The sequence below is a fragment of the Flavitalea plasmicola genome, from assembly GCF_030546645.1.
GTDB lineage: Bacteria > Bacteroidota > Bacteroidia > Chitinophagales > Chitinophagaceae > Puia.
Genome location: NZ_JAUOTO010000010.1, coordinates 89,362 through 111,624 on the forward strand (window position 1 = coordinate 89,362; position 22,263 = coordinate 111,624).

At 53.9% G+C, this 22,263-nt stretch carries 12 protein-coding genes; 10 read left to right on the top strand and 2 right to left on the bottom strand.

Features of this window, described 5'->3' with window-relative positions; genetic code table 11:
- The first annotated feature begins 10 nt into the window (after window positions 1–10).
- Both Q4E93_RS31430 and Q4E93_RS31435 read left to right on the top strand, forming a co-directional pair.
- On the top strand, window positions 11–916 hold the full coding sequence (locus Q4E93_RS31430) for a putative zinc-binding metallopeptidase (protein WP_303591913.1): 906 nt from the start codon (window positions 11–13) through the stop codon (window positions 914–916).
- 20 nt (window positions 917–936) lie between these two features.
- Window positions 937–2,313: a DUF4302 domain-containing protein gene (locus Q4E93_RS31435; protein ID WP_303591914.1), complete on the top strand. Its 1,377-nt coding sequence runs from the start codon at window positions 937–939 to the stop codon at window positions 2,311–2,313.
- 33 nt (window positions 2,314–2,346) lie between these two features.
- Here the strand turns inward: Q4E93_RS31435 and Q4E93_RS31440 are convergent, their stop codons facing one another.
- Window positions 2,347–3,369: a hypothetical protein gene (locus tag Q4E93_RS31440; protein ID WP_303591915.1), complete on the bottom strand. Its 1,023-nt coding sequence runs from the start codon at window positions 3,367–3,369 to the stop codon at window positions 2,347–2,349.
- Between the two features lie 294 nt (window positions 3,370–3,663).
- On the opposite strand from Q4E93_RS31440, the gene Q4E93_RS31445 reads away from it, so the two are divergent.
- From Q4E93_RS31445 to Q4E93_RS31475, 7 genes are all read left to right on the top strand, one after another.
- The gene (locus Q4E93_RS31445) at window positions 3,664–4,263 is read left to right on the top strand and encodes an RNA polymerase sigma factor (RefSeq protein ID WP_303591916.1); all 600 of its coding nucleotides are present in this window, start codon (window positions 3,664–3,666) and stop codon (window positions 4,261–4,263) included.
- 122 nt (window positions 4,264–4,385) lie between these two features.
- Window positions 4,386–5,678: a FecR family protein gene (locus tag Q4E93_RS31450; protein WP_303591917.1), complete on the top strand. Its 1,293-nt coding sequence runs from the start codon at window positions 4,386–4,388 to the stop codon at window positions 5,676–5,678.
- Window positions 5,679–5,826: 148 nt separating this feature from the next.
- Window positions 5,827–9,315, top strand: coding sequence for a TonB-dependent receptor (locus tag Q4E93_RS31455; RefSeq protein ID WP_303591918.1), 3,489 nt, complete (start codon window positions 5,827–5,829; stop codon window positions 9,313–9,315).
- Between the two features lie 22 nt (window positions 9,316–9,337).
- A complete protein-coding gene (locus Q4E93_RS31460) occupies window positions 9,338–11,017 on the top strand; it encodes a RagB/SusD family nutrient uptake outer membrane protein (protein WP_303591919.1) in 1,680 nt (559 codons plus the stop codon).
- Window position 11,018: 1 nt separating this feature from the next.
- Entirely contained in the window at window positions 11,019–14,198 is a 3,180-nt protein-coding gene (gene lacZ, locus Q4E93_RS31465; RefSeq protein WP_303591920.1) for a beta-galactosidase, LacZ type, read from the top strand.
- Window positions 14,188–15,639: an alpha-L-fucosidase gene (locus Q4E93_RS31470; RefSeq protein WP_303591921.1), complete on the top strand. Its 1,452-nt coding sequence runs from the start codon at window positions 14,188–14,190 to the stop codon at window positions 15,637–15,639. Before lacZ ends, Q4E93_RS31470 begins: the two co-directional genes overlap by 11 nt.
- Before the next feature lie 203 nt (window positions 15,640–15,842).
- Window positions 15,843–16,868, top strand: a complete 1,026-nt coding sequence (locus Q4E93_RS31475; protein WP_303591922.1) for a GlxA family transcriptional regulator — start codon at window positions 15,843–15,845, stop codon at window positions 16,866–16,868.
- Here the strand turns inward: Q4E93_RS31475 and Q4E93_RS31480 are convergent.
- Entirely contained in the window at window positions 16,822–19,164 is a 2,343-nt protein-coding gene (locus Q4E93_RS31480) for an ABC transporter permease (RefSeq protein WP_303591923.1), read from the bottom strand. The genes Q4E93_RS31475 and Q4E93_RS31480 overlap by 47 nt on opposite strands.
- A 242-nt stretch (window positions 19,165–19,406) precedes the next feature.
- Between Q4E93_RS31480 and Q4E93_RS31485 the strand changes: the two genes are divergently transcribed.
- Window positions 19,407–22,238 carry a DUF8487 domain-containing protein gene (locus Q4E93_RS31485; protein ID WP_303591924.1) on the top strand — a complete coding sequence of 944 codons (2,832 nt, stop codon included), beginning with the start codon at window positions 19,407–19,409 and terminating at the stop codon, window positions 22,236–22,238.
- Window positions 22,239–22,263 lie beyond the last annotated feature (25 nt).

A 22,263-nucleotide genomic window follows, 5' to 3' on the forward strand; every position in this document is an offset into this window, starting at 1 on the left:
GTTTTTATAAATGAAATCGAGCGCAAAAAATAGTTTTCTCTCAGTGCTATGCATCGGCCTGCTGGCCGGCATGGTCGCCTGTAAGAAAGATTCCTTTACGCCGCTGACCACGCCTCCGCCGGGCCTGGGCGGGGATACATGGGCGCAGGACTCCGTAGACAAATTCATCTACGACAGCATGACGGTGCCTTACAACGTGGCCGTCTATTATAAATGGCTGCCCGGCCAGCTGGACTTCCCCAGCGACATCACGCCGCCTGACGCATCCAAGGTGATACCTGTGCTGAAGGCCCTGCTGAACGTAGCGTATGCCCCCTACAACCAGCAGACGGGCAGTACCGTGTTCTTACGGCGATATCTTCCCAAAGCATTGGAGATGGCCGGCAGCGCGGAATACCTGCCGAATGGCGCCCGGTTCCTTGGCCAGGCCGAAGGCGGAACGTCCATGCTCCTGTACGAGGTGAATTACTTCAGCCGGAAAAAAGTGGATTCCAACGCATTCAAGCAAATGATGCACACCATGCACCACGAGTTCGGGCACATCCTACACCAGAATGTACTCTATCCCGTGTCCTTCAAGACCATCTCCACGGGATATACGGGCAACTGGTACAATATTTCCGATGCCGAAGCGCGGACGTTGGGGTTCATCACTTCCTATGCCCAGGCAGCCCCCGATGAAGACTTCGTGGAGATGATCAGCACGATGCTGGCCGGCGGCGAGGGTGGGCCCAGCGGGGGATATGACGAATACGAAGCATTGCTGACACAAACAGGCGGCCCCGGAACTACAGCTTATGCAACCATCAAACAGAAAGAAGCCGTTGTGGTAGATTATTTCCAAAGGGTATGGAATATCGACTTCTATGCGCTGAGGGCCAAATGCCGCACCGCCTTTGTGAACTATCTGCAATAAGATCGCTTAAATTGATGCAAATGAAAAGAGCAATTATATATATGGCGGCTGCTGCGATGATCGTAAACGCCGGCTGTAAAAAAACATATGACGACACGGTTGGGGGCAAGACGGCTGACCAGCGGGTATCCGAAGTAATGGCCGCTTACCAGAAGAAGCTGATGGGCGCGACCTACGGCTGGATCTTCGTGGAGAGCACCACCGGCATCGCCTATAACCAGGGAGTGAGCCAGACGGGCCCCAGCATCGTGCTGGCCTATTATATGCAGTTCGTCGACAGCACCAAGGTGCTCATGCTTTCCGACTTCGACACATCGATGGCAGCTACGCCCAAGACCTCCGGCTATCGTGTAAAGGCGCTGACGAGGCCCGCGTTGATCTTCGACACCTACAACTATCTCCATGTACCCTGCGATCCCGACCCGAGGATATCGAAAAGCCCGTTCGGCACGGGTTATGGCTGGGGGACGGATTTCGAATATACATTCGCGGACAGCACGGTGCCCACGGATGCAGGCGATACGCTCCGGCTGGTGGGTAATCTCAACGGCGCGCAGGGGCTGCTGATAAAGGCCACCCAGGCACAGCACGATGCCTACCTGCAGGGGAAGCTGAAGGATGAAATGGCTGGGTTAGAGAATATCAATAGCATATTGAACTATTTCAAACGGCTTTCCATCGGAGGTGTCAATTATGATATACGGGTCGATGTGGCCAACAAGACCATTACCTTTACATGGGCGGATGGTTCCGGCAATATCCAAAGCCAGACTGTCAACTATTACGTAACTGCCACGGGGCTCTTCTTTTTTACCCCCGTCGTCAACGGCAGCCAGACCATTACCAGCATAGAAAATATTACCTTGAATGGTTCCACCGTCACTGTCACCATCAATGGGCAGCAGGGGCAGATCGTTGGGGCTACGACCCCCGTGAAGGTGGATGTCGGTGCGCCTCAGAGATGGTGGACCTACTCCCGTGACAACGGGTATTTCTGGGGTTCCTGGCAAGGTTTTCATATCAATGGGGTGGATGATGCGTTTGGTGTGGAGGGCGTCTCTTCTGCCGCGGGTGATTTTTATGTTTATTCCTACTGGGCTAATTATTTTACTAATATTGACCTGTTCATACCTATCATGTTTAGCGGCAATTCTCTGTTCTTCAATAATTATGGATCGGAGCCAAGAACGCCCCAGTTCGCAGGCGGGAAGGCCTTTTTCACAAAATTACAGGACGCAACAGCTACCCCCACTCCGCCAGGAGGCCCCATAGATCAGTCGGAGCAGATGTTGTATAACCCGGCGGGATATTACCTGATCCAGACGGGGGATAAGAGCTATGATATGGTGCTGGCGACGGATGCGAAGACGTGGATATCGTGGTTTTGGCCGCGGTAGGGCATTGAAACCAATATTTTTTTTACCTATTACCTATTTTCCCAGCATCTCTTGTAATTGCCCGAAGTCGATGTGCTCCCGGATCGCACGATCGATGCTGACGGAGCCAGCGTCCGCCGGATCATAGCTCCAGCTGACAAGGAACAGCTGTGCACGCTCGCCGCTGAGACTGGCATTGAAATAAGCAGGGTTCATGCGCACCAGCATATTGCGGTCGGCGGCATTATCCTCAAATCCCCGGAAGTCGATGGCCTCCACGGACACCATTGCGGGCTTGTTGAGCTCCACGGCCGTGCTGCGAAGGGCCAGGCTGTCCATCAGGCGCAGCGTTTTATCCAGATGGGCCGTCGCTTGATGAATGGCGCCCTGCAGATAGGCCTCATCGCTCTGGTAGTTCTGCTGAAAGAGCCGCATCCTCACCTGCAGATCGGTGCCTGAATAGTGACTGCTGAGCTCATCGATGGACGCTTTTTTCTCCGCCTCCTGGATGGCTGCCCCGCGGACAGGCGTTTTGAGCCTGACGTCTGCGATGATGCCATCCTTTATTTTGTTCAGCTCCGCACGGGCCTCCTGCAAATATTCTTTCCGGGTGATCTCGATATAAGGGAGCTGCTCACGTTTGTTCGTCACCAGCCAGGTGATGGTCCGGACCTGGTCCTCATTTTCGTATTCAAAATAACGGCAGTCATCCTGTATGCCGGCAACGGGCCGGATGCCGGCGACCTCCTTGCCATTCACCGTCAGGTAACGCAGCAGGGGAGAGAAGTCATTGGCCATAATGGCGAGCTGGCTTTTATTGTTCGCGGTCCTGCACTGTATGCCGAATTTCCCGGAGGAATATTCACCATGCCAGATGGGCGAAAAGTCTATGTCCGAAAAACAGGAGTCATGGAGGAAGGCAATCATGTCATCCGTTGTGCGCTGCATTTTTGTAAGCTGCGTGCGGGAGATGCGTCCATTGATCTGATCCTTTTCCTTCACCCATTCACGGGGCGCAGGGGCAGGCACTGACATGATCAATGCAAGGGAGAGTGTAGACACGGAAAAAAGGTTCATATATCTTGCTTGTAGGGTTTACGGATCGCAAGATTTTTCCAGGACTTACAATGGGATTCTTTCCGGTTTTAGATAAATATTGAATGGAAGGCGGATATGGAAGAAAACAGGGGGATATTGAAGAGGGATATTGAAAGGACTGAAGTGACCAACAAAATACACATTGAAACCGGTATTTGCAATAACCTGCCACAGATGGCTGGTCATCAGTTAATTATCCCCCCGGAATGATGGAAATAATCTATTTCAAAACATTTTCTGTAGTTTTATGCGCCGGAACCAACGGACAAAAATTTGGCCATACTACTGTCATATGAAGAGAAACGCCTTTTGAAACAGATCTCAAAAGGTGATGAAAAGGCATTCAGGGCCCTTTATGACGCGTACTTCAACCATCTTTCCGCCTTTGTTTTTAAAATGTGCAAATCGCCGGCGGCAACGGAAGAGATCGTACAGGACATCTTCGTCAAGCTTTGGATCAACCGCCAATCGCTTACTCGGTTCGACTCCCCGGAAGCTTACATCTTTTCCATGGCGCGCAACGGGACCATCGACTATCTGCGCCGGCTGGCAAAGGACACGAACCTTATGAGTGTATTGGCGGGGGAACCATCAGCATGTAATAATGACATCGAGGAACAGTTGAACGCCAAAGATCTCCGGCGCCTGATCGAAGAAGCGCTGGGGCAATTATCCGTGCAGAAGCAGACCATCTTCCGGCTGAGCAAGGACGAAGGGCTTGATCACGATCAGATAGCAGCCATCATGCAACTTTCCAAAAGTACCGTGAAGAACCACCTTTCCGAAACACTCCGCCATATCAGGGAACACCTCAGCCAGCAGCCCAACTCGGAAGCCACCCTGCTGATCTTCCTGCTCCTCGCGCTTCATTGACCCGCAGCGCCTCCGCGGAGCAAAAAAATCTTCCCACCAGGCAGTACGTTTCCTTTTCTACGCCGTCTACTTCACAAGGACGATTGTAAACCTTATCCGCCAGGGTAACCAATGCCATACTTATGCAGATTTCTCCCGAAAGACTTCGTTATTTACTACAACAATATGCGGCTGACAGCTGTACCAGGAAAGAATTGCTGGAGCTGCTCCGGGCCGTCGATGAAGGAAAGGAAGACAAGGCCATAGAAGATTCATTGCAAGCCATCTGGCTGGACCTGACAGGCTCCGGCACACCGCCCTCCATCGATAAAGAGCGCGTATTCAGCCATATTATCAGCGACCCTGCGTTCCTGCCCTCCGAAAAAAGGCGCTGGTGGCCTCGCCGGATGGCGGCCGCTGCCATGCTTATCCTTATAGCAGGGACATGCGCCTACTTTTATCTCACGCTCAAGTCACCACAAAAGATAGCCGGGACTCCGGCAGGTATCAAACAGGATGTCAGCCCCGGCGGCAATAAGGCCATCCTCACCCTGGCCGACGGCTCTACCATTTTGCTGGACAGCGCACACAACGGGACACTCCGCCAACAAGGCACCACAAAGCTGATCAAGCTGGACAGCGGACAGCTCGCCTACCAGGCAACTACGGACGACGAACGGGGAGCTGCAAGCGACAAGCTACAAGCTGCAGGCAACAAGCTACAAGCTGCAAGCAACAAGCTGCAAGCTGCAAGCTTGGTTGGTTATAATACCATCACGACGCCCAGGGGCGGACAATACCAGCTCGTATTGCCCGATGGTACCAGGGTGTGGCTGAATGCCTCTTCTTCCCTGAGATTCCCCACCGCTTTTAATGGTAGTGGACGCGCCGTCGACCTGGCAGGGGAGGCCTATTTTGAAGTGGCCAAAGAAAAAACGCCGTTCAAAGTGCATATCTATTCCTCCTCGACCGGCATTGCCGCGGGTAGTGACGGACATCCGGCACATACGATAGAAGTGCTGGGTACGCATTTTAATGTAAACGCCTATGAAGACGAGGCTGCCCTCGAGGCCACGCTGCTGGAAGGCAGTATAAAACTGGAAAAGGGAAATGAACAGGTGCTGTTGAGGCCGGGGCAGCAGGCCATAAGCGCTAAGTCAGGAGGCGCCATCCGCGTCATCCCGGATGCCGATGTGGACGCCGCCATCGCATGGAAGAACGGGTATTTCCAGTTTGAAGGAGCAGGTATCCAGGCGGTGATGCGCCAGCTGGCCCGATGGTATGATGTGGACGTAAGGTACGAAGGACCCGTCACGGAAAGACAGTTTGGCGGCCAGATGCCACGCGGGGTCAACTTGTCGGAAGTTCTGCGCATCCTGGAAGAAAGTAATGTTCATTTCAGGATCGAAGGAAGAAAATTAGTGGTGATGCCATAGCCAAAAGCGGACCACATAAAATAAGTGGTTAACTAAAAAGAAAAACCGGAAGTGAGTGAGACCACTTCCGGCGAGTAGCTTGGGTTAACCCGTTTATTTCAATCGTTCTACGGACTGCTTTATTGTTTAACCCAAACACAACAAATGTATGCATTTAAATGCCAGGATCCGCCATGGATGTTATCCAGGGGCTAAAACGCTGCTGATCATGAAGCTGACTGCTATTTTATTACTTGCTGCCTGCCTGGAAGTATCCGCCAGCGGGCGCGCGCAACAGGTTACGCTTTCGGAGACGAACACCCCGCTGAAAAAAGTATTTGCGGCAATGCACCGACAGACAGGCTACCTGTTCTTTTACGATCTGAAAGACCTCAAAAATTCCCGGCCCGTGACCATCACGGTGAACAACGCCGGGCTGGAAGCGGCGCTGGACCTCTGCTTCAAGGACCAGCCCCTCACCTATACCATCGTCAACAGGACCGTGGTTGTAAAGAAGAAGATAGAAGAAGCAAAAGCCTCTGTTCCAGCTCCTGTCGCAGCTCCACCCATCGAGATCACCGGTACGGTGACCAATGGAAAAGACGAGCCCCTGGCAGGCGTCACCGTTTATGTTAAAGGCACCAGGAAAGGAGGGACCACCGACGAGCACGGGAACTTCAAAATAATCGTCACCGCCTCGAATGACCTGGCGCTGGAATTTTCCATCGTAGGGTATGAATCACAGACAGTAAAAGTGGGTAGCCAGACCTCGCTCCGGGTAGTGCTGAAAGAAGCGATCGCAGACCTCAGCTCCATCGTCATTGTCGGCTATGGCACGCAAAAAAGAGAGAACCTCACAGGCGCTGTAGCGACAGTAGGCGCCAAAGAGCTGGAAAATAGGCCGTTGGTCAATGTGGCGCAGGGCCTGCAGGGATTGATCCCCAATCTGAATATCGACCTGGGCACCGGCCGGCCAGGCGCTTCCGCAACGTTCAATATACGAGGCGTTACTTCCATCAACTCCGGCAGTGGCAACAATGGCGGCCCGCTGATAATGGTGGACGGGGTACAGATGGACCCTAACCTCATCAATCCCGGAGACATCGAAAGCGTCACGGTATTGAAAGATGCCGCATCTGCTGCTATCTATGGAAGCCGCGGGGCTTATGGCGTCATGTTGATCACCACCCGCAACGGTAAGAAGAACAGCCCGACACATCTCAATTACACCGGGTCTTACGCTATCACTCGTCCTACCCGGCTGCCCAAACACCTCAACTCGGTAGACTATATCAATATGCATCGGGAGGCGGACAGGAACGGCCAGTTGAGCGGAGGGAATACCGCATCCTTCCCTTTCACCGAAGAGGATTCCATCATGGCGGCCAAATATTTTGCCGATCCGAAAAACAATCCCACAGGTTATCCCGATCCCGGCAACTCCTCCAAATACCGTTACGTGGGGAACACCGATTGGGTAAAAGTGCTCTATCCCGGCTGGGCCCCTCAGCAGCAGCATAATCTTTCCGTCGCCGGTGGCTCCGATAAGACTTCTTACATTGGCTCCCTCGGTTATTTTAACCAGAAAGGCATGCTGAAGCTGGGGCATGAAGATTACCAGCGTATCAACCCCAGCATAAGGGTAAGTACGGAAGCTACGCCGTGGCTGAGCCTCAACCTGAAGACAACGCTGAACCATATCCGCAACGACAGGTCGAATGCACCCACCAACAGTAATTCCAACAGCTATATACAGGGCGACGGCAGGCCGAATATGCCGGTGTATAACCCCGGCGGCAACGACTATTCAGGGCAGGGCAACTGGACGAACCCGGTGGCCGTCCTGGCGCAGAACGGCCGTGACATACTCACTGCCAACGATCTCTGGCTCACCGGCGGGGCCGTGCTGACCCCTGTGAAACATGTCAGGGTCAATGCCGATTACACTTTCAACAGCTACTCCGGTTTTGAACAACAGGTGCAGAAACAATTCTCCGAATATGGCGTCGACCACGTATTCGTGGACTATTATCCCTGGACCTATCCCGACGCTACGACGGAGATCAGCAATAACAATAACTACACGGCCCTGAACCTGTATGCCAATTATGAGAACACCTTCAATAAGGTGCATTATTTCAAGGCCACCGTGGGCTACAACCAGGAATACAGGCATTATAAAATGATCAATACGCAGGCCAAGAACCTCATCGACCCCGGCACTCCCTTCATCGGGCTGAACTCCGACCCGAAGCCCCTGGTAAAAGGCAATGAATTTGAATGGGCGTTGAATGGGCTGCTCTACCGGCTGAATTATATTTTTTCCGATAAATATCTCCTGGAAGTGGATGGCCGCTATGACGGTACGTCTGCATTCCCCAATGGAAAAAGATATGTATGGTCCCCCTCCGCCTCGGCCGGCTGGCGGATCTCCGAAGAGCATTTTTTCGCCTCCGCCAAGGATGTTGTCAATGATCTGAAGCTTCGCGTCTCCTACGGGAAACTGCCCAACCAGAAATTCGATCCTGCAAATCCCACCGATGGAACGGTCTATCCCTATGTAGGCCTGATGTCGTACGGTCAATCCAATTATATCTTCGGGTCCCAGCAAAACACGGCCGTGGGTGCGCCGGGCCTGGTATCGCCGGGGTTCACCTGGGAGACGGTCACCACCAGGGATGCGGGCCTGGATCTCACTGTGCTGAACCAGCGGCTGACAGGCAGCTTCGACTGGTACGCAAGAGAAACCAAGAATATGCTGGTAAGCGGTCAGCCCTTACCCGGCGTCCTGGGGACAGCGCCTCCCAGCAAGAATGCGGCCAGCCTGATGACGAAAGGCTGGGAGCTTAACCTCACCTGGAGCGACAAGATCGGCAAGGACCTTTCTTATTCCGTACGTGTCGGATTGTCGGATTATACAGCGAAGATCACCAAATATGACCTGAACCCCACCGGCTCCCTGGGAGACTATTATGTAGGGAAGAAATTCAATGAGATCTGGGGCCTCGTCACAGACGGATACTTCAAGACGGACGCAGAAGCTGCTGCCTATGATCAATCGCAATTGTCTGGGGTTACCCAAATGGCCGGCGATATAAAATACGCCGACCTGGATAAGAATGGGAAGATCTCCTATGGAGACAATACCGTATCCAATCCCGGCGATCAGCGGGTCATCGGTAATTCGACCCCCCGCTACCAGTACGGGCTCAATCTCAAGGTTCAATATAAGCGCTTCGACCTGGCCGTATTCGTACAGGGTGTGGGGAAAAGGGATTATATGCCCGGCGACAATGCCTTTTGGGGTTTCCAGTCGGAATGGAGCGTACCCTTTGTCTATATGAAAGACCATTGGACACAGCAGAATCCGAACGCTTATTTTCCCCGGCTGCGTTTTGGCGGAGGCAGCAATTTCCAGACCCAGACCAAATATCTGCAGAGCGCCGCTTACGCCAGGTTGAAGAACCTTTCCATCGCATATACCCTGCCGGCAGAGATGCTCAGCCGCGCCAAAATAAAAAGCATACGGGTATATGTCACCGGGCAGAATCTTTTCGAGATCACCAAAATGTTCAAGGCATATGATCCGGAGACCATCGGTTTCGGGACTTATCCGTTGAGCCGTTCCGTCTCATTCGGTCTTCAGTTAGGCTTATGATACAACATGTAAAATTTCAAGTATGACAAACAAACATCTTACTATATATATCCTCGTCCTTACAGGATGGCTGTTCTCCGCCTGTAACAAGCAGCTGAATCTTTATCCCAAAGATGCGCTGAGCGAGCCCACTTTCTTCAAGAATGCCACCGACCTGGCCTTATATTGCAACCAGTTCTATCAGGACCTTCCCCATCAGAACTCTTTCTGGTCCGACAGATACTCCGACAACGAGCTGTCGCTGGATCATGGGGACGGCTTCCTGGACGGCACCTATGTGGTGCCGGTCTCCGGTGGCGGCTGGGACTGGGGACAGATCCGCAATGTCAATTACTTTTTACAACGGTATCAGCGGGCGAACGCGGATCAGGCCACGCTGAATAAGTATGCCGCGGAAGCAAGGTTTTTCAGGGCGTACTACTACTGGCAGAAGGTCATCCGGTTTGGGGATGTGCCCTGGCTGAGTAAGGACCTCACCGATACGTCCGTCGCGCTGCTGTATGGTCCGAAGAACCCGCATAAGCAGGTGATGGATTCCGTGTTGGCCGACCTGAACTTCGCCGTCGGCAACCTGCCCGACCTGGACGCGGTGGAAGCAGGACGCCTCCATAAATATGCGGCCCTCGCATTGATGTCCCGCATATGTCTATGGGAAGGCACTTACCGGAAATACCATGGCATGGGCGACGAAACCCCTTTCTTAAATGCAGCCGTCACTGCCTCCGAAGCCATCATGAGCTCCGGGAACTATGGCATCTGGTCGACAGGAAATCCTAACACGGATTATTATAACCTTTTCATACAGGACGACCTTACCAATAATAAGGAAGCAATTCTGCCAAAATTATATATCAAGAACGTACTGACGCAGAACCTCACCCGCGAATTGGGAGAGAGCAGCACCGGCTTCACCAAGGACTTCGCCCGCAGCTTCCTTTGCACGGATGGATTGCCCACGGCATTGAGCCCCTTGTATAAAGGGGACGACTCCCTGGATGCGGAAGCCACCAACCGCGATCCCCGCTTCTCCCAGCTGATCGCTACCCGGGGATTTGTCCTGAAGAATAATACGGACGGGTCCAAAGATATCTTCACACTGCCGGACATCGGTACGGCCACGGCGCCCACAGGCTATATGATCATCAAATGCCTGTCACCGGACCCGGCACAATGGAATGCAGCCCAGTCCACGCTCGACCTGTTCATATTCCGCTATGCGGAAATACTGCTGAATGAGGCAGAGGCCCAGGCCGAACTGGGGCAGTGTACCCAAACGGTGCTGGACAATACCATCAACCTCCTGCGGGACCGGGTGGCCATGCCCCATATGGTGATCGGCTCCCTGGTAAAAGACCCTAACTCTATCTTCCCCTCTCTCCCTGTATTGCTGGATGAGATCCGCCGGGAAAGAAGGATCGAGCTGGCAGCGGACGGTTTCCGCTATAATGATATGCTGCGCTGGAAAGCGGGTACGATCATCAACAACCCGGCAACCATCCTGGGCATGAAGCTGCTGCCTGCCACGCGCGCGCAATATCCGCCCAACCAGGTGGCCGGCGTAGTGGTGGATGCCAATAATTATATCAGGATCTATACCAACATAACGGCGCGGACCTGGGATGATAAAATGTACCTGTATCCCATTGCCACGCAGGAATTGACGTTAAACCCCAACCTGAAGCCACAAAACCCCGGCTGGTGATATGAATAAAAGATGGACCCTATGTACTTGCCTGCTGCTGGCCGGCGCCTGTAGAGCCCGGGCCCAGCAGCAGGATTGGGAAAATGAGCAGGTATTCGGTATCAATAAGGAGGCTACCCACGTTGACTATACCCCCTATGCAACGATGGCACAGGCATTGAAAGACGAGGCGTCGTTATCGCCTTATTATCTGACGATGGACGGTCAGTGGAAATTCAATTGGGTGAAACAGCCATCCGAAAGACCGCTTGACTTCTTCAATACACGCTTCGACGATTCGAAATGGCCGGCGATCCCCGTGCCCTCCAATATGGAGATGCAGGGCTATGGGACGCCTGTCTATACCAATATTACTTACCCTTTCACAGCTGACCCACCCCGGGTGATGGGAAAGGTTCCCACGGATTGGACTTTGCATAAAGAACCCAACCCGGTGGGTTCCTATCGCAGGTATTTCGATCTCCCGGCCGGATGGAAAGAGAAAGAGACGTTCCTTCATTTTGACGGGGTACAAAGCGCCTTCTATTGCTGGATCAATGGTCAAAAAGTGGGATACAGCGAGAACAGTATGAGCCCCGCTGAATTCGACATTACCCCATACCTCAGGCCGGGCAGGAACCTCATCGCCGTGGAGGTGTATAAATTCAGCGACGGCAGTTACCTGGAGGACCAGGACATGTTCCGCTTCAGCGGGATCTTTCGCAGTGTATACCTGTATGCGGCGCCCAAGCTGCACATCCGCGATTTCTTCCTGCAATCCCATCTTTCCGATGACCTTTCCTCCGCCGTATTGTCGATCAGGGCGGATGTGAAGAACGATGGCCTGCAGAAGTCCGCTGCCAGCCTGCTGGAAGTCGGCGTATACGGGCCCGATGGAAGATGGTTGAGCGATAAGATGCCCAACGCAAAGGAAATAACGACTGTCAATGCAGGATCGGAAAGATCCTGCCTGTTGACAATCTCCGTTGACCGTCCTTCTTTGTGGTCCGCGGAAGACCCGGCTCTGTATAAAGTGGTCCTGCACCTGAAGGATGGCAAAGGCAAGACGCTGGAATGGCTGTCAGCAGACTTCGGCTTCAGGAAGATAGAGATCAGGGACAGCCGGCTGTATGTCAACCACCGGCCCGTATTGCTGAAGGGTGTCAATCGGCATGAAGTTCATCCGCAATATGGAAAGACGGTGCCCCCCGCAACCATGATCCGGGATATCCGGCTGATGAAGCAATACAATATCAATACGGTGCGTACCTGCCATTACCCGGATGATCCGCTGTGGTATAAGCTTTGTGACCAGTATGGACTGTATGTCATCGATGAGGCTAACCTGGAGACACATGGGATGGGGGACAGGCTTACCAAAGACCCTGCATGGAAGGCCGCATATGTCGATAGAGAGACGCGCCTCGTAGAGAGGGATAAGAACCACCCTTCGGTGATCATCTGGTCAATGGGCAATGAATCCTGGGCAGGAGAGAACTTTGTCGCCGGAAGATCGGCGATACTGCAGCTTGACAAGTCCCGGCCCATCCATTATGAAGGATATAATGAGATCGCGGACATTGAGTCCTGCATGTATCCTTCGATCAAAACGCTTATCGCCGAAGGAGAAAAAACTTCTTCAAAGCCCTTCTTCATGTGCGAGTATGCCCATGCCATGGGCAATGCCGTCGGCAATCTGAAGGAATACTGGGATGTCATCGGGACCCACGATCGCCTCATCGGCGGCTGCATCTGGGAGTGGGTCGACCAAGGCGTGAACAAGCGCATACCCGGCGATACCACAGGCAGGACCTTTTTCGCCTACGGCGGCGACTTCGGAGATCTGCCGAATGACGGCGCTTTCAGCATAAAGGGGTTGGTCACGTCTGACAGGCAGGTGAAGCCGGAACTGGAAGAGGTAAAAAAAGTATACCAATATATTAAGGTCGTCCCGGAAGACCCGCTGCATGGCACGCTCAATATCACCAATACGTATGGGTTTACCAGCCTGGACAAGTTTACCCTCCACTGGACGCTGGCGCGTGATGGAGAGATCGTGGAGTCCGGGACAATGCCGCCGTTGGACCTTGCACCCGGCAGGTCCGCAAAGATCACCGTTCCTTTCCATAAGCCGGAGATCTTTCCCGGCGCCGAATACTGGCTGAGGGTAGAATTTCAATTGTCTGAAGATGCTGCTTGGGCGCAGCAAGGACATATAGTGGCCTGGGAACAGGTAGCCGTTCCATTTACGGTGCCGCCGAAGCCCGCCCTGGCTGTTGCAGATCTGCCGGACCTGCACACGACGCAAAATGATAAAGAGCTGGCCGTCCACAGCCAGTCATTCGATTGCAGCTTCGATAAGACGACCGGGACTATTTCCTCGCTGGTATATGCCCGGCGCCCTGTGATCACCCGTGCATCGGATGGTCCCATGTTCAACCTCTACCGGGCCCGTCTGGACAACGATCGCACAGAGGAGCGGGGCCCGGCCATCGAATGGATGAAGGCGGGATATGACAGCCTTGTATATACGTTGAAAAGCTTTAGGGTGGATACGGCCGGCAGCAAATCGCTGATCGTGACCACCGTCACCGATGCCCGGACGAGGTCAGGGTTCAGTGTGGACGTCACCATGCAATATACGGTATACGGCAACGGGTATATCGATGTCCTCGCCCGGTTTGCTCCCCGTAAGAGCGACCTGGACATACCCCGGCTGGGAATTCGGATGGCCCTTCACCACAGATTGGAAAAAGTGCAGTGGTACGGAAGAGGCCCCCATGAAAATTACGCCGACAGGAAGGAGTCGGCTGCATTCGGGGAGTATAGCAGGACCGTTACGGGGATGCTGGAGCCTTATGAGCGGCCGCAGGGAATGGCTAACCGGGAAGATGTACGATGGGTCAGGGTGACGGATGAGGAGGAGGAAGGGATCCGGATCGTCGCCCACGGTAAAATGAATTTCACCGCGCTCCATTTCACCGACCAGGACCTGTGGCAGGCGCCGCACTTATACCAGTTGCATCCGCGGGAAGAGACCATACTAAGCCTGGATTACAGACAGCTGGGGATCGGCAACGCCAGCTGCGGACCGACCCCTTTGCCTCAATATTATATTCCGGATGCACCTGCGGAGATCTCATTCACCATGCAGCCCTGCCACCCCCATTATAAATTAAAAACGTTGAATAATGAGAATTGAGAAGCTTGTATCGAAATTAAGCACATCACTAACGCTTCTGGCCTTCATTGGAACTTTTACTGCAGCCCATGCGCAAAACGCACCCGCCCCCTCGGGCCCCATACCCAATGCCCGGCAGATGGAATGGTACCACCGGGAGATCATCGCTTTTATTCATTTTGGCATGAATACTTTTGAAGGTGTCAATGAAGGCGAAGGAAAGGTGAGCCCGGCACTATTCAATCCTACGGCCCTGGACTGCAACCAATGGACGGGCGTCCTCAAAAAGGCGGGCATACCCTGCGCCATCTTCGTGGCCAAACATGCGGATGGCTTTTGCAACTGGCCATCATACTATACCAATTATTCGGTGAAGAACAGCCCCTGGAAAAATGGCCAGGGAGATATTGTAAGAGAATTTACGGATGCCTGCAGGGCCGCAGGTATCAAGGCGGCCGTCTACCTGGGACCCCATGACAGGCATGACGCCAGGTATGGCACGCCGCTGTATGCCGACTATTATGCCGGTCAGCTATCGGAACTTTTAAGGAATTATGGTCCCATCTGGGAAATTTGGTGGGATGGGGCAGGGGCGGATAAGCTCACCACCCCCATGTATACCCGCTGGGCGGACACCGTACGAAAGCTACAGCCCGGCTGCGTTATCTTCGGAACAAAGAACTCTTACCAGTTCGCCGACTGTCGTTGGGTAGGCAATGAGTCGGGCATAGCGGGCGACCCTTGCTGGTCCACGATCGACCCGTCCTCCATCCGGGAAGAATCGGCCCATATCAACGAGCTGAACAAGGGCGAGATCGATGGGACGGCCTTCATTCCTGCGGAAGTGGATGTATCCATTCGTCCCAGCTGGTTCTACCACCCTGAAGAAGATGCAAAAGTGAAGACCGTCGCTGAGCTATGGGACCTTTATTTCAATTCGGTAGGACATAACAGCGTGCTGCTGCTGAATTTCCCCCCCGACCAGCGGGGATTGATCCCGGATATCGATGCGCGAAGGGCCGACAGCCTGCGCCAGCTGATCAATGGTACTTTCAGGACCAACCTGGCTGCCGGCGCGACGATAAAGACGCAGCATCCCCGCGGCGGAAAATATGCGGCTGCCAATATGGTGGACGGCCTTGAACAGACCTATTATGCAACAACGGATGCATTCCATACGGATACCATCACCTTCAACCTCGGCAGGGCAAAGACGTTCGACGTCCTGATGCTGCAGGAGGTAATTGAGCTGGGCCACCGCACCACAGGCTGGTCAGTGGATTATTCGACCAATGGCAAGACCTGGACACCTATTCCGGAGGCGACAGGCAAACAATCCATTGGCTATAAATGGCTTGTCAGGTGCAAGCCTGTTACAGCCACCAAGGTCCGGCTGCGGATCACTGCCGGTAAGGCATGTCCGGCCATTCATACTTTCGGTATCTATCGGCAGCCCTATTGATGTCACGCTGATACGCCGAACGCCCTCAATCACCGGGTGAAAAGCCCGATCCGTTGAAATCTTACCATCTCATGCAACCCTTTTAGCTATCCCATTGTCATGCTCCTGATAACGAATTGGGAGTTTCGGGGGTATTTGGGACAGGATTGTTTATATTGCAATACGAATAACGTTTCATTGCTTAAACTGCTAAAACGATTGAGATGGTACAGCTGGGAGTTTTATTGACGCAGTATCACCGCCTGTTGAGTGTGGCCGCCATATTGGATGTCTTCGAGACGGTGAACGGCTTTTATGAAGAGGAAGGCCGCGCCCCCTTTTTTAAGATCCATGTGATCAATGACGGCACACACCCCTCCACCTACGGCGCCTATCAGCTGCAGAAGCTGGATGGCAGCGTCTGTTATGACCTGATCCTCATCCCCGCCTTCGCCAGCACCGATATGCGGAAAGCCATCCGGGATAACAAGGAATATATAGAATGGCTTTGCGGCCAGCGCCGCCAGGGCGCCTCCATTGCCAGTGTCTGCACCGGCGCATTCCTGCTGGCAGCCACGGGTCTGCTGGATCATAAGACGGCTACCACCCATGTAGACGCTTCCGGTTCTTTTGCAGCCTCCTTTCCTTCCGTAAAGCTGCAGGCGCATGCCGTAGTGACCCAGGACCAGGACATTTATACCAGCGGTGGTTCCACCAATAGCTTTCACCTCCTGTTGCTGCTGATCGAAAAATATTGCGGCCGGGAGATCGCCATCCGTACGGCGAAGTATTTCGCCATCGACATGGACAGGGAGCAGCAGACCTACTTCGCCACTTTCCGGCCCGCCCCTTCGCACAATGACGAGCTGGTGAGCCAGCTGCAGCAGCGTATCCGTAAGGACTATGCGGATGTGAATACCATCGAGGAGCTGATCAATGACATCCCTTCCAGCCGTCGCAACCTCGCACGCAGGTTTAAACAGGCCACGGGCGTGACCTTTATCGAATACTTACAACGGACAAGGATCGAGGCGGCCAAAAGGGTGCTGGAGCAGGCTTCCGGCGGCGTCCTGGAATCCATGATCGCCTCGGGATATAATGATGAAAAAACTTTCCGGCAATTGTTCAAGAAGACAGTGGGCATGACGCCCAGCAGCTACCGGGATAAATACAACCTACGTACGACATCCACACGACAGTCGCTTACTCTGTCCGAAGCGCCTTTACAGGATTCTCCACGGCAGCCCTGATACCCTGGAAGCTGACGGTGGCCAGGGCAACGAGGATGGATAGCAGCCCACCGGCCGCGAACATCCACCAGGCCAGCCCGATGCGATAATCCAACTGTTGCAGCACGGCATGCAGCACCCATGCAGCTATCGGGATCACGATCAGGCAGGCCAGCAGCACGGGCTGAAGGAACTCCCTGGTCAGGAGGAACCACACCCTTGCCACCGTCGCGCCCAGCACTTTGCGGATGCCGATCTCCTTTGTACGCCGCTCCGTGAGAAAAGCGGAGAGACCGAATAGCCCCAAACAGGAGATAAAGATGGCAAACGTTCCGGTGATGTTCAGCATCAGCTTCGCGGAATGGGCGCCCTCGAACTCTTTTTCGTATTCTTCCTTTATAAAATGAAATTCAAAAGGGTAGTTGGGGTCGATCTTTTTCATCGCCTGTCCGATGCGGTCAAGGTTCTCATGCCAATGCGCATCGTTTTGCAATCGCACAAAGAAATGGTCCATCCTACCCTTGCTGAGAAAAATGAACAAGGGTTTGTAAGACCGGCTGGGGTCGTTGAAAACAAAGTCTTCCAACACGCCAATGACGGTGGAGCTTCCCAATTTGGTGCCCGCCACCGGTCCCTTAAGTCCCATCCTTCTCACCGCCTCCTGGTTCAGGAGACAGGCACTCGTATCTGCTCCATAGGCCGGACTGAAATCCCTTCCCTCCACCAGCCGCAACCCTGCCGTACGCACCCAATCGTAGCGCACCGCGCTGATATTGATGAGGAAATTCTGGTCCGGCGTTTTTCCCGGCCATTCGACGCCATCAGTAGCACCATTAAAACGGACCAGGTTATCGTTCCCCGCGGATACATCGGCCACGCCGGGGATCTTTACCAGTTCATGCTTCACCAGGTCGAATTTATCCGCCATGTCTCCCCGCGCCGGCAGCTCGATAAGGTTCGTATTGTCATACCCGATAGGGCGATCTTCCACATGCTTCACCTGCAGGTAAGCGACGAGAATGCTGGTGATCAGGAAAATGGAAATGACGAACTGGAAGGTCACCAAAGATTTACGGACCAGAGATCCGCCTTTTCGCGCGTTGCCCGGTCCCTTTAAAACCTTCACAGGCCGGAAGCTGCTGAGAAAAAGCGCGGGATAGCTGCCTGCCACCAGGCCCGTGAACAGCCCCATACCCAGAATGCTTCCCCAGGTGGAGAAATTCGAGGCGTCGAAAGAAAGATGCACGTCCACAAAACCAGAGAAATAGGGGAGGACCCATGATGCAAGGGAACAGGCCAGCACCAGCGCCAGGAAGGTCATTAACAGCGCTTCACTAAGGAACTGGAGAACGATGCGGCCCCGGGACGCCCCCAGCGTTTTCCGTACCCCCACTTCCCTTGCCCTGTATTCGCTGCGGGCCGTGGTAAGGTTCATAAAATTGATGCAGGCTATCAACAGGACAAAAAGCCCGACAGCGGCTAAGATCCCGACGAGGATGATCTTTCCTCCTTGTGGATGGCCGTTCTTGAATTGGCTATGCAGGTATTTGTCAGCCAGGGGATAGGCAAAGAGCTCCGTCCCATTTTCTCCGTGCTGCTTCAAGAGCTCCTTCAATTTTTTATTCAATCCTGTCAGGCTGACGCCGGGCTTGCACTGCATCCAGGTGGCGAGTGCATTATAATCCCAACGCTTTACCCAGTCATTCTCTTTCTCAAAAAGTGAGAAGGGGAGGATGATGCCAAAACGGCTGGTGCTGTTCTCCGGCACATCGCGAATGACGGCACCCACCTTCAGCGTGTGCGTATTATTGTGGATCAGCACCTTTCCTATGGGGTCTTCATTGCCAAAAAGCTTGAGGGCAGTAGATTGCGTGATCACCACGGACCCCGCATCCTGCAGCGCCGTCACCGGATTGCCCGCGACGGCCGGAAAGGTCATCATATTGAAATAGTCCGGTTCGGCATACATGCCCCGCTCATACAGGCTCTTGTCACCCACCCGCATCAGTTGGGGGGTCTCGCCGGTGGTGCGCACCACGTATTTCAGCTCGGGCATCTCCTGCCGCAGCATCGGCGCCAGCGGTCCGCAAACATTGTCTCCCGTATGGATGTCCCCGCCCCGGTCCTGGTTCAGCATCAGCCGGTGAATAGCAGGCAGGTTGGCATGAAATTTATCCATGCCCAGCTCACGGGCGATCCAAAGCATCATCACAATGCTGGTCGCCAGTCCGACAGATAAGCCGACGATATTGATAACGGACGCGACCCTGTTGCGTACCAGGTTGCGCCATGCGAGCTTGATGTAGTTCTTCAGCATAAATCTGTAGGTGCTGTTTTGTTTGTAGAGGGTGTTGAGCCAAAGGCGCCAAGAGAGTGCCAGAGTATTAAGTGATTTAAAACCAGTAATATAACAGACACATCACACTCGATGACTGTACAGTTTCGATACACCGTGTGTTCACAATCATCCTGTCGCTGCAATAATATTGTCCAGCAAATTCATAAAAATCTCCATCCTGACAGCACTTTCTATAGGATACAGATTGCCTATTTTGCGGTATGAAAACCAAAATAGCATGCTTGCTGGTCTATCTCTTCACCCGAAGCCTTCAGCCCTATGCGCAACAGGCGATGTCGCTGGCGGGACAGTGGGGCGTCCGGCTGGACGAGCAAAAGACAGGGCAGCGGGAGCAATGGTACAAGCAGACCTTTGAAAGGAAGATCCATTTGCCAGGGACGCTGGATGACGCGGGCATCGGCACGCCACCCGCGCTGACGGATGAACGGCTGACCAGGGACGTGCTGCTGCATCTTACCCGCAAGCATACGTATATAGGATACGCATGGTATACCAGGGAGGTGAATATTCCACAAAGCTGGAAAGGGAAAAGTATCTCGCTCTTCCTGGAAAGGGTCCTATGGACCACCCGGGTATGGGTGGATGGGCAGGAGGCCGGAGCCTGCGAAAGCCTCTCTGCTCCCCATGTTTACGAGCTGGCACAATGGCTGACACCGGGCAGGCATATCATTGCCATCCAGGTGGACAACAGCAAAAAATACGACATCTCCCACCTGGATATGGCGCATGCTTATACGGAGGGTACCCAAATAGTGTGGAACGGCATCATCGGAAGTCTGCAGCTGATAGCCCGGAGCCCGGACCATATAGATGCGGTGCAGGTGTATCCGTCGGTGAAGGATAAAAAGATCTCGGTGACCACCACGCTGATCCATCCATCCGGAGCTCCCGCCAAGGGCACCCTGCTCCTCCAGGTGCTCGACAACCTCCAAAACCTCGTGGCCACCCGGCAAATGACGGTAGCCCTCGCTGCCGGAGGATCTAAACAATCCTGTACGATCTCCCTTCCCGCAAGTAAGGAATGGGACGAATTTACTCCCCGCCTGTATAAGGTACGCGCCAGGCTGGTGACTGCCGGGGGAGCAGATGAAGCTTCCGTCACATGGGGCATGCGACAGCTGGGCATCGAAAAGGAAATCTCCACGGACCCGGGAGCTTCATCCGGCAATGGCAACGGTGTCCTGTGGATCAACGGTCATCGCCTGTTCCTGCGGGGTACGCTGGAATGCAATATCTTCCCGCTGACCGGCCATCCCCCCATGGATAAGAAAGGCTGGCTGAAAGAATTCGTCACCGCAAAAAATTATGGCCTCAACCACCTCCGTTTCCATTCCTGGTGCCCGCCGGCGGCGGCCTTCGAAGTGGCCGACTCCATGGGGTTCTATCTCCAGGTGGAGCTGCCTTTCTGGAATAAGAATGCCGGCAGGGATACGGCCATGGACAGGTTCCTGGAAGAAGAAGCTCATCGTATCAGCAACGTATACGGCAATCATCCTTCTTTCTGCCTTTGGTCGATGGGCAACGAGCTGGAAGGCGACTTCGGTTGGCTCAACGGCATGGTAAGCACTTTAAAACAGGCCGATCCCCGTCATCTGTATACGGCCACCTCTTTCAGCTTTCAGGCCGGTCATGGGAAGTGGCCCGAGCCGGGGGATGATTTTTATATCACGCAATACACGAAGAAAGGGTGGGTGAGAGGACAGGGGATCTTCAATACCTATCCGCCCGACTTTAAAAGCGACTATACTACGGCGGTAGACAGTCTGCCGGTGCCCCTGATCGTCCATGAGATGGGACAGTATTCCGTTTATCCCGACATGCGGGAGATAGATAAATATACGGGCGTGCTGGACCCACTGAACTTTAAGGCCATCCGCAGGGACCTGGAACATAAGGATATGCTGCGCCTGTCGTCCTCCTTTACGCAAGCCAGCGGAAAATTTGCCGCACGCCTTTATAAAGAGGAGATAGAAAGAGTTTTGCGAACACCCGGGACCAGTGGTTTCCAGCTGCTGGACCTGCATGATTTCCCCGGGCAGGGTACGGCGCTCATCGGCATCCTGGATGCTTTCTGGGATAGCAAGGGACTGGTGACGCCGGAAGAGCATCGGATGTACTGCTCGGCCGTGGCGCCGCTGATCCGCTTTGAAAAAGCCGTCTATACCAGCAACGAAAAGTTTACGGCTATGGCGGAGGTCGCCAATTTCAGCAAGGGTGTGCTGAAGGGCGTGATCCCGGAATGGATGGTGGAGGACCAGGCAGGTCGACGTGTCGCCGGTGGGGTCCTGCCCCGCCAGGATATTGCCACAGGCAATGGCCGTCAACTGGGCGCTTTTTCCGTGGCGCTGGGAACCTTACGGCAGGCCACCGAATTGACCATCACGCTGCAGCTGAAAGGGACTCCCTATAAGAACAAATGGAACATTTGGGTATACCCGGCCAGGCTGGCCCTGACCGCCGATCTTGCCCGACCCGGCGCCGCTGAACCACCGGTCGTATTCGACACCACACTGGACGACGCGCTCCGACACCTGCAGGAAGGGAAAAATGTATTGCTCAATCCCGACACGGCTGTCGTCAATGGCGTCACGGGCAGATTTGCGCCCGTGTTCTGGAGCCCCGTGCATTTTCCCAACCAGCCCGGTACCATGGGCCTCTTATGCGATCCCGGCCATCCTGCCCTGAAGGATTTTCCCACCCGGTCGTACTCCGACTGGCAATGGTGGGACCTGGTCACCTCCTCAAAGACGATTATACTGGACTCGCTGCCCGTCATCGATCCCATCGTAAGAGTGATCGATAATTTTTTTAAGAACAGGAAGATGGCCGAAGTGATAGAAGCCAAAGTGGGCAAAGGAAGGCTCGTCCTCGTGTCCGCCGATATATCGCATGACCTGGAACGCAGGCCGGAAGCAAGACAGCTGCGGTATAGCCTGGAACGATACATGCGCGGAGATGCTTTCCATCCCGCCGTCGAGCTGAGCGCCGGGCAGCTGGAGCGGCTCGTCAGCCGTGTTCCTGCACCCCGCTGATAATTGCTGAATTTTCACTATATTC

Excerpts from the sequence above, each read along its gene's own strand:
- Q4E93_RS31430 (WP_303591913.1), top strand. The coding sequence starts at position 11 with ATGAAATCGAGCGCAAAAAATAGTTTTCTCTCAGTGCTATGCATCGGC.
- Q4E93_RS31435 (WP_303591914.1), top strand. The coding sequence starts at position 937 with ATGAAAAGAGCAATTATATATATGGCGGCTGCTGCGATGATCGTAAAC.
- Q4E93_RS31440 (WP_303591915.1), bottom strand. The coding sequence starts at position 3,369 with ATGAACCTTTTTTCCGTGTCTACACTCTCCCTTGCATTGATCATGTCA.
- Q4E93_RS31450 (WP_303591917.1), top strand. The coding sequence starts at position 4,386 with ATGCAGATTTCTCCCGAAAGACTTCGTTATTTACTACAACAATATGCG.
- Q4E93_RS31455 (WP_303591918.1), top strand. The coding sequence starts at position 5,827 with ATGCATTTAAATGCCAGGATCCGCCATGGATGTTATCCAGGGGCTAAA.
- Q4E93_RS31460 (WP_303591919.1), top strand. The coding sequence starts at position 9,338 with ATGACAAACAAACATCTTACTATATATATCCTCGTCCTTACAGGATGG.
- lacZ (WP_303591920.1), top strand. The coding sequence starts at position 11,019 with ATGAATAAAAGATGGACCCTATGTACTTGCCTGCTGCTGGCCGGCGCC.
- Q4E93_RS31470 (WP_303591921.1), top strand. The coding sequence starts at position 14,188 with ATGAGAATTGAGAAGCTTGTATCGAAATTAAGCACATCACTAACGCTT.
- Q4E93_RS31475 (WP_303591922.1), top strand. The coding sequence starts at position 15,843 with ATGGTACAGCTGGGAGTTTTATTGACGCAGTATCACCGCCTGTTGAGT.
- Q4E93_RS31480 (WP_303591923.1), bottom strand. The coding sequence starts at position 19,164 with ATGCTGAAGAACTACATCAAGCTCGCATGGCGCAACCTGGTACGCAAC.
- Q4E93_RS31485 (WP_303591924.1), top strand. The coding sequence starts at position 19,407 with ATGAAAACCAAAATAGCATGCTTGCTGGTCTATCTCTTCACCCGAAGC.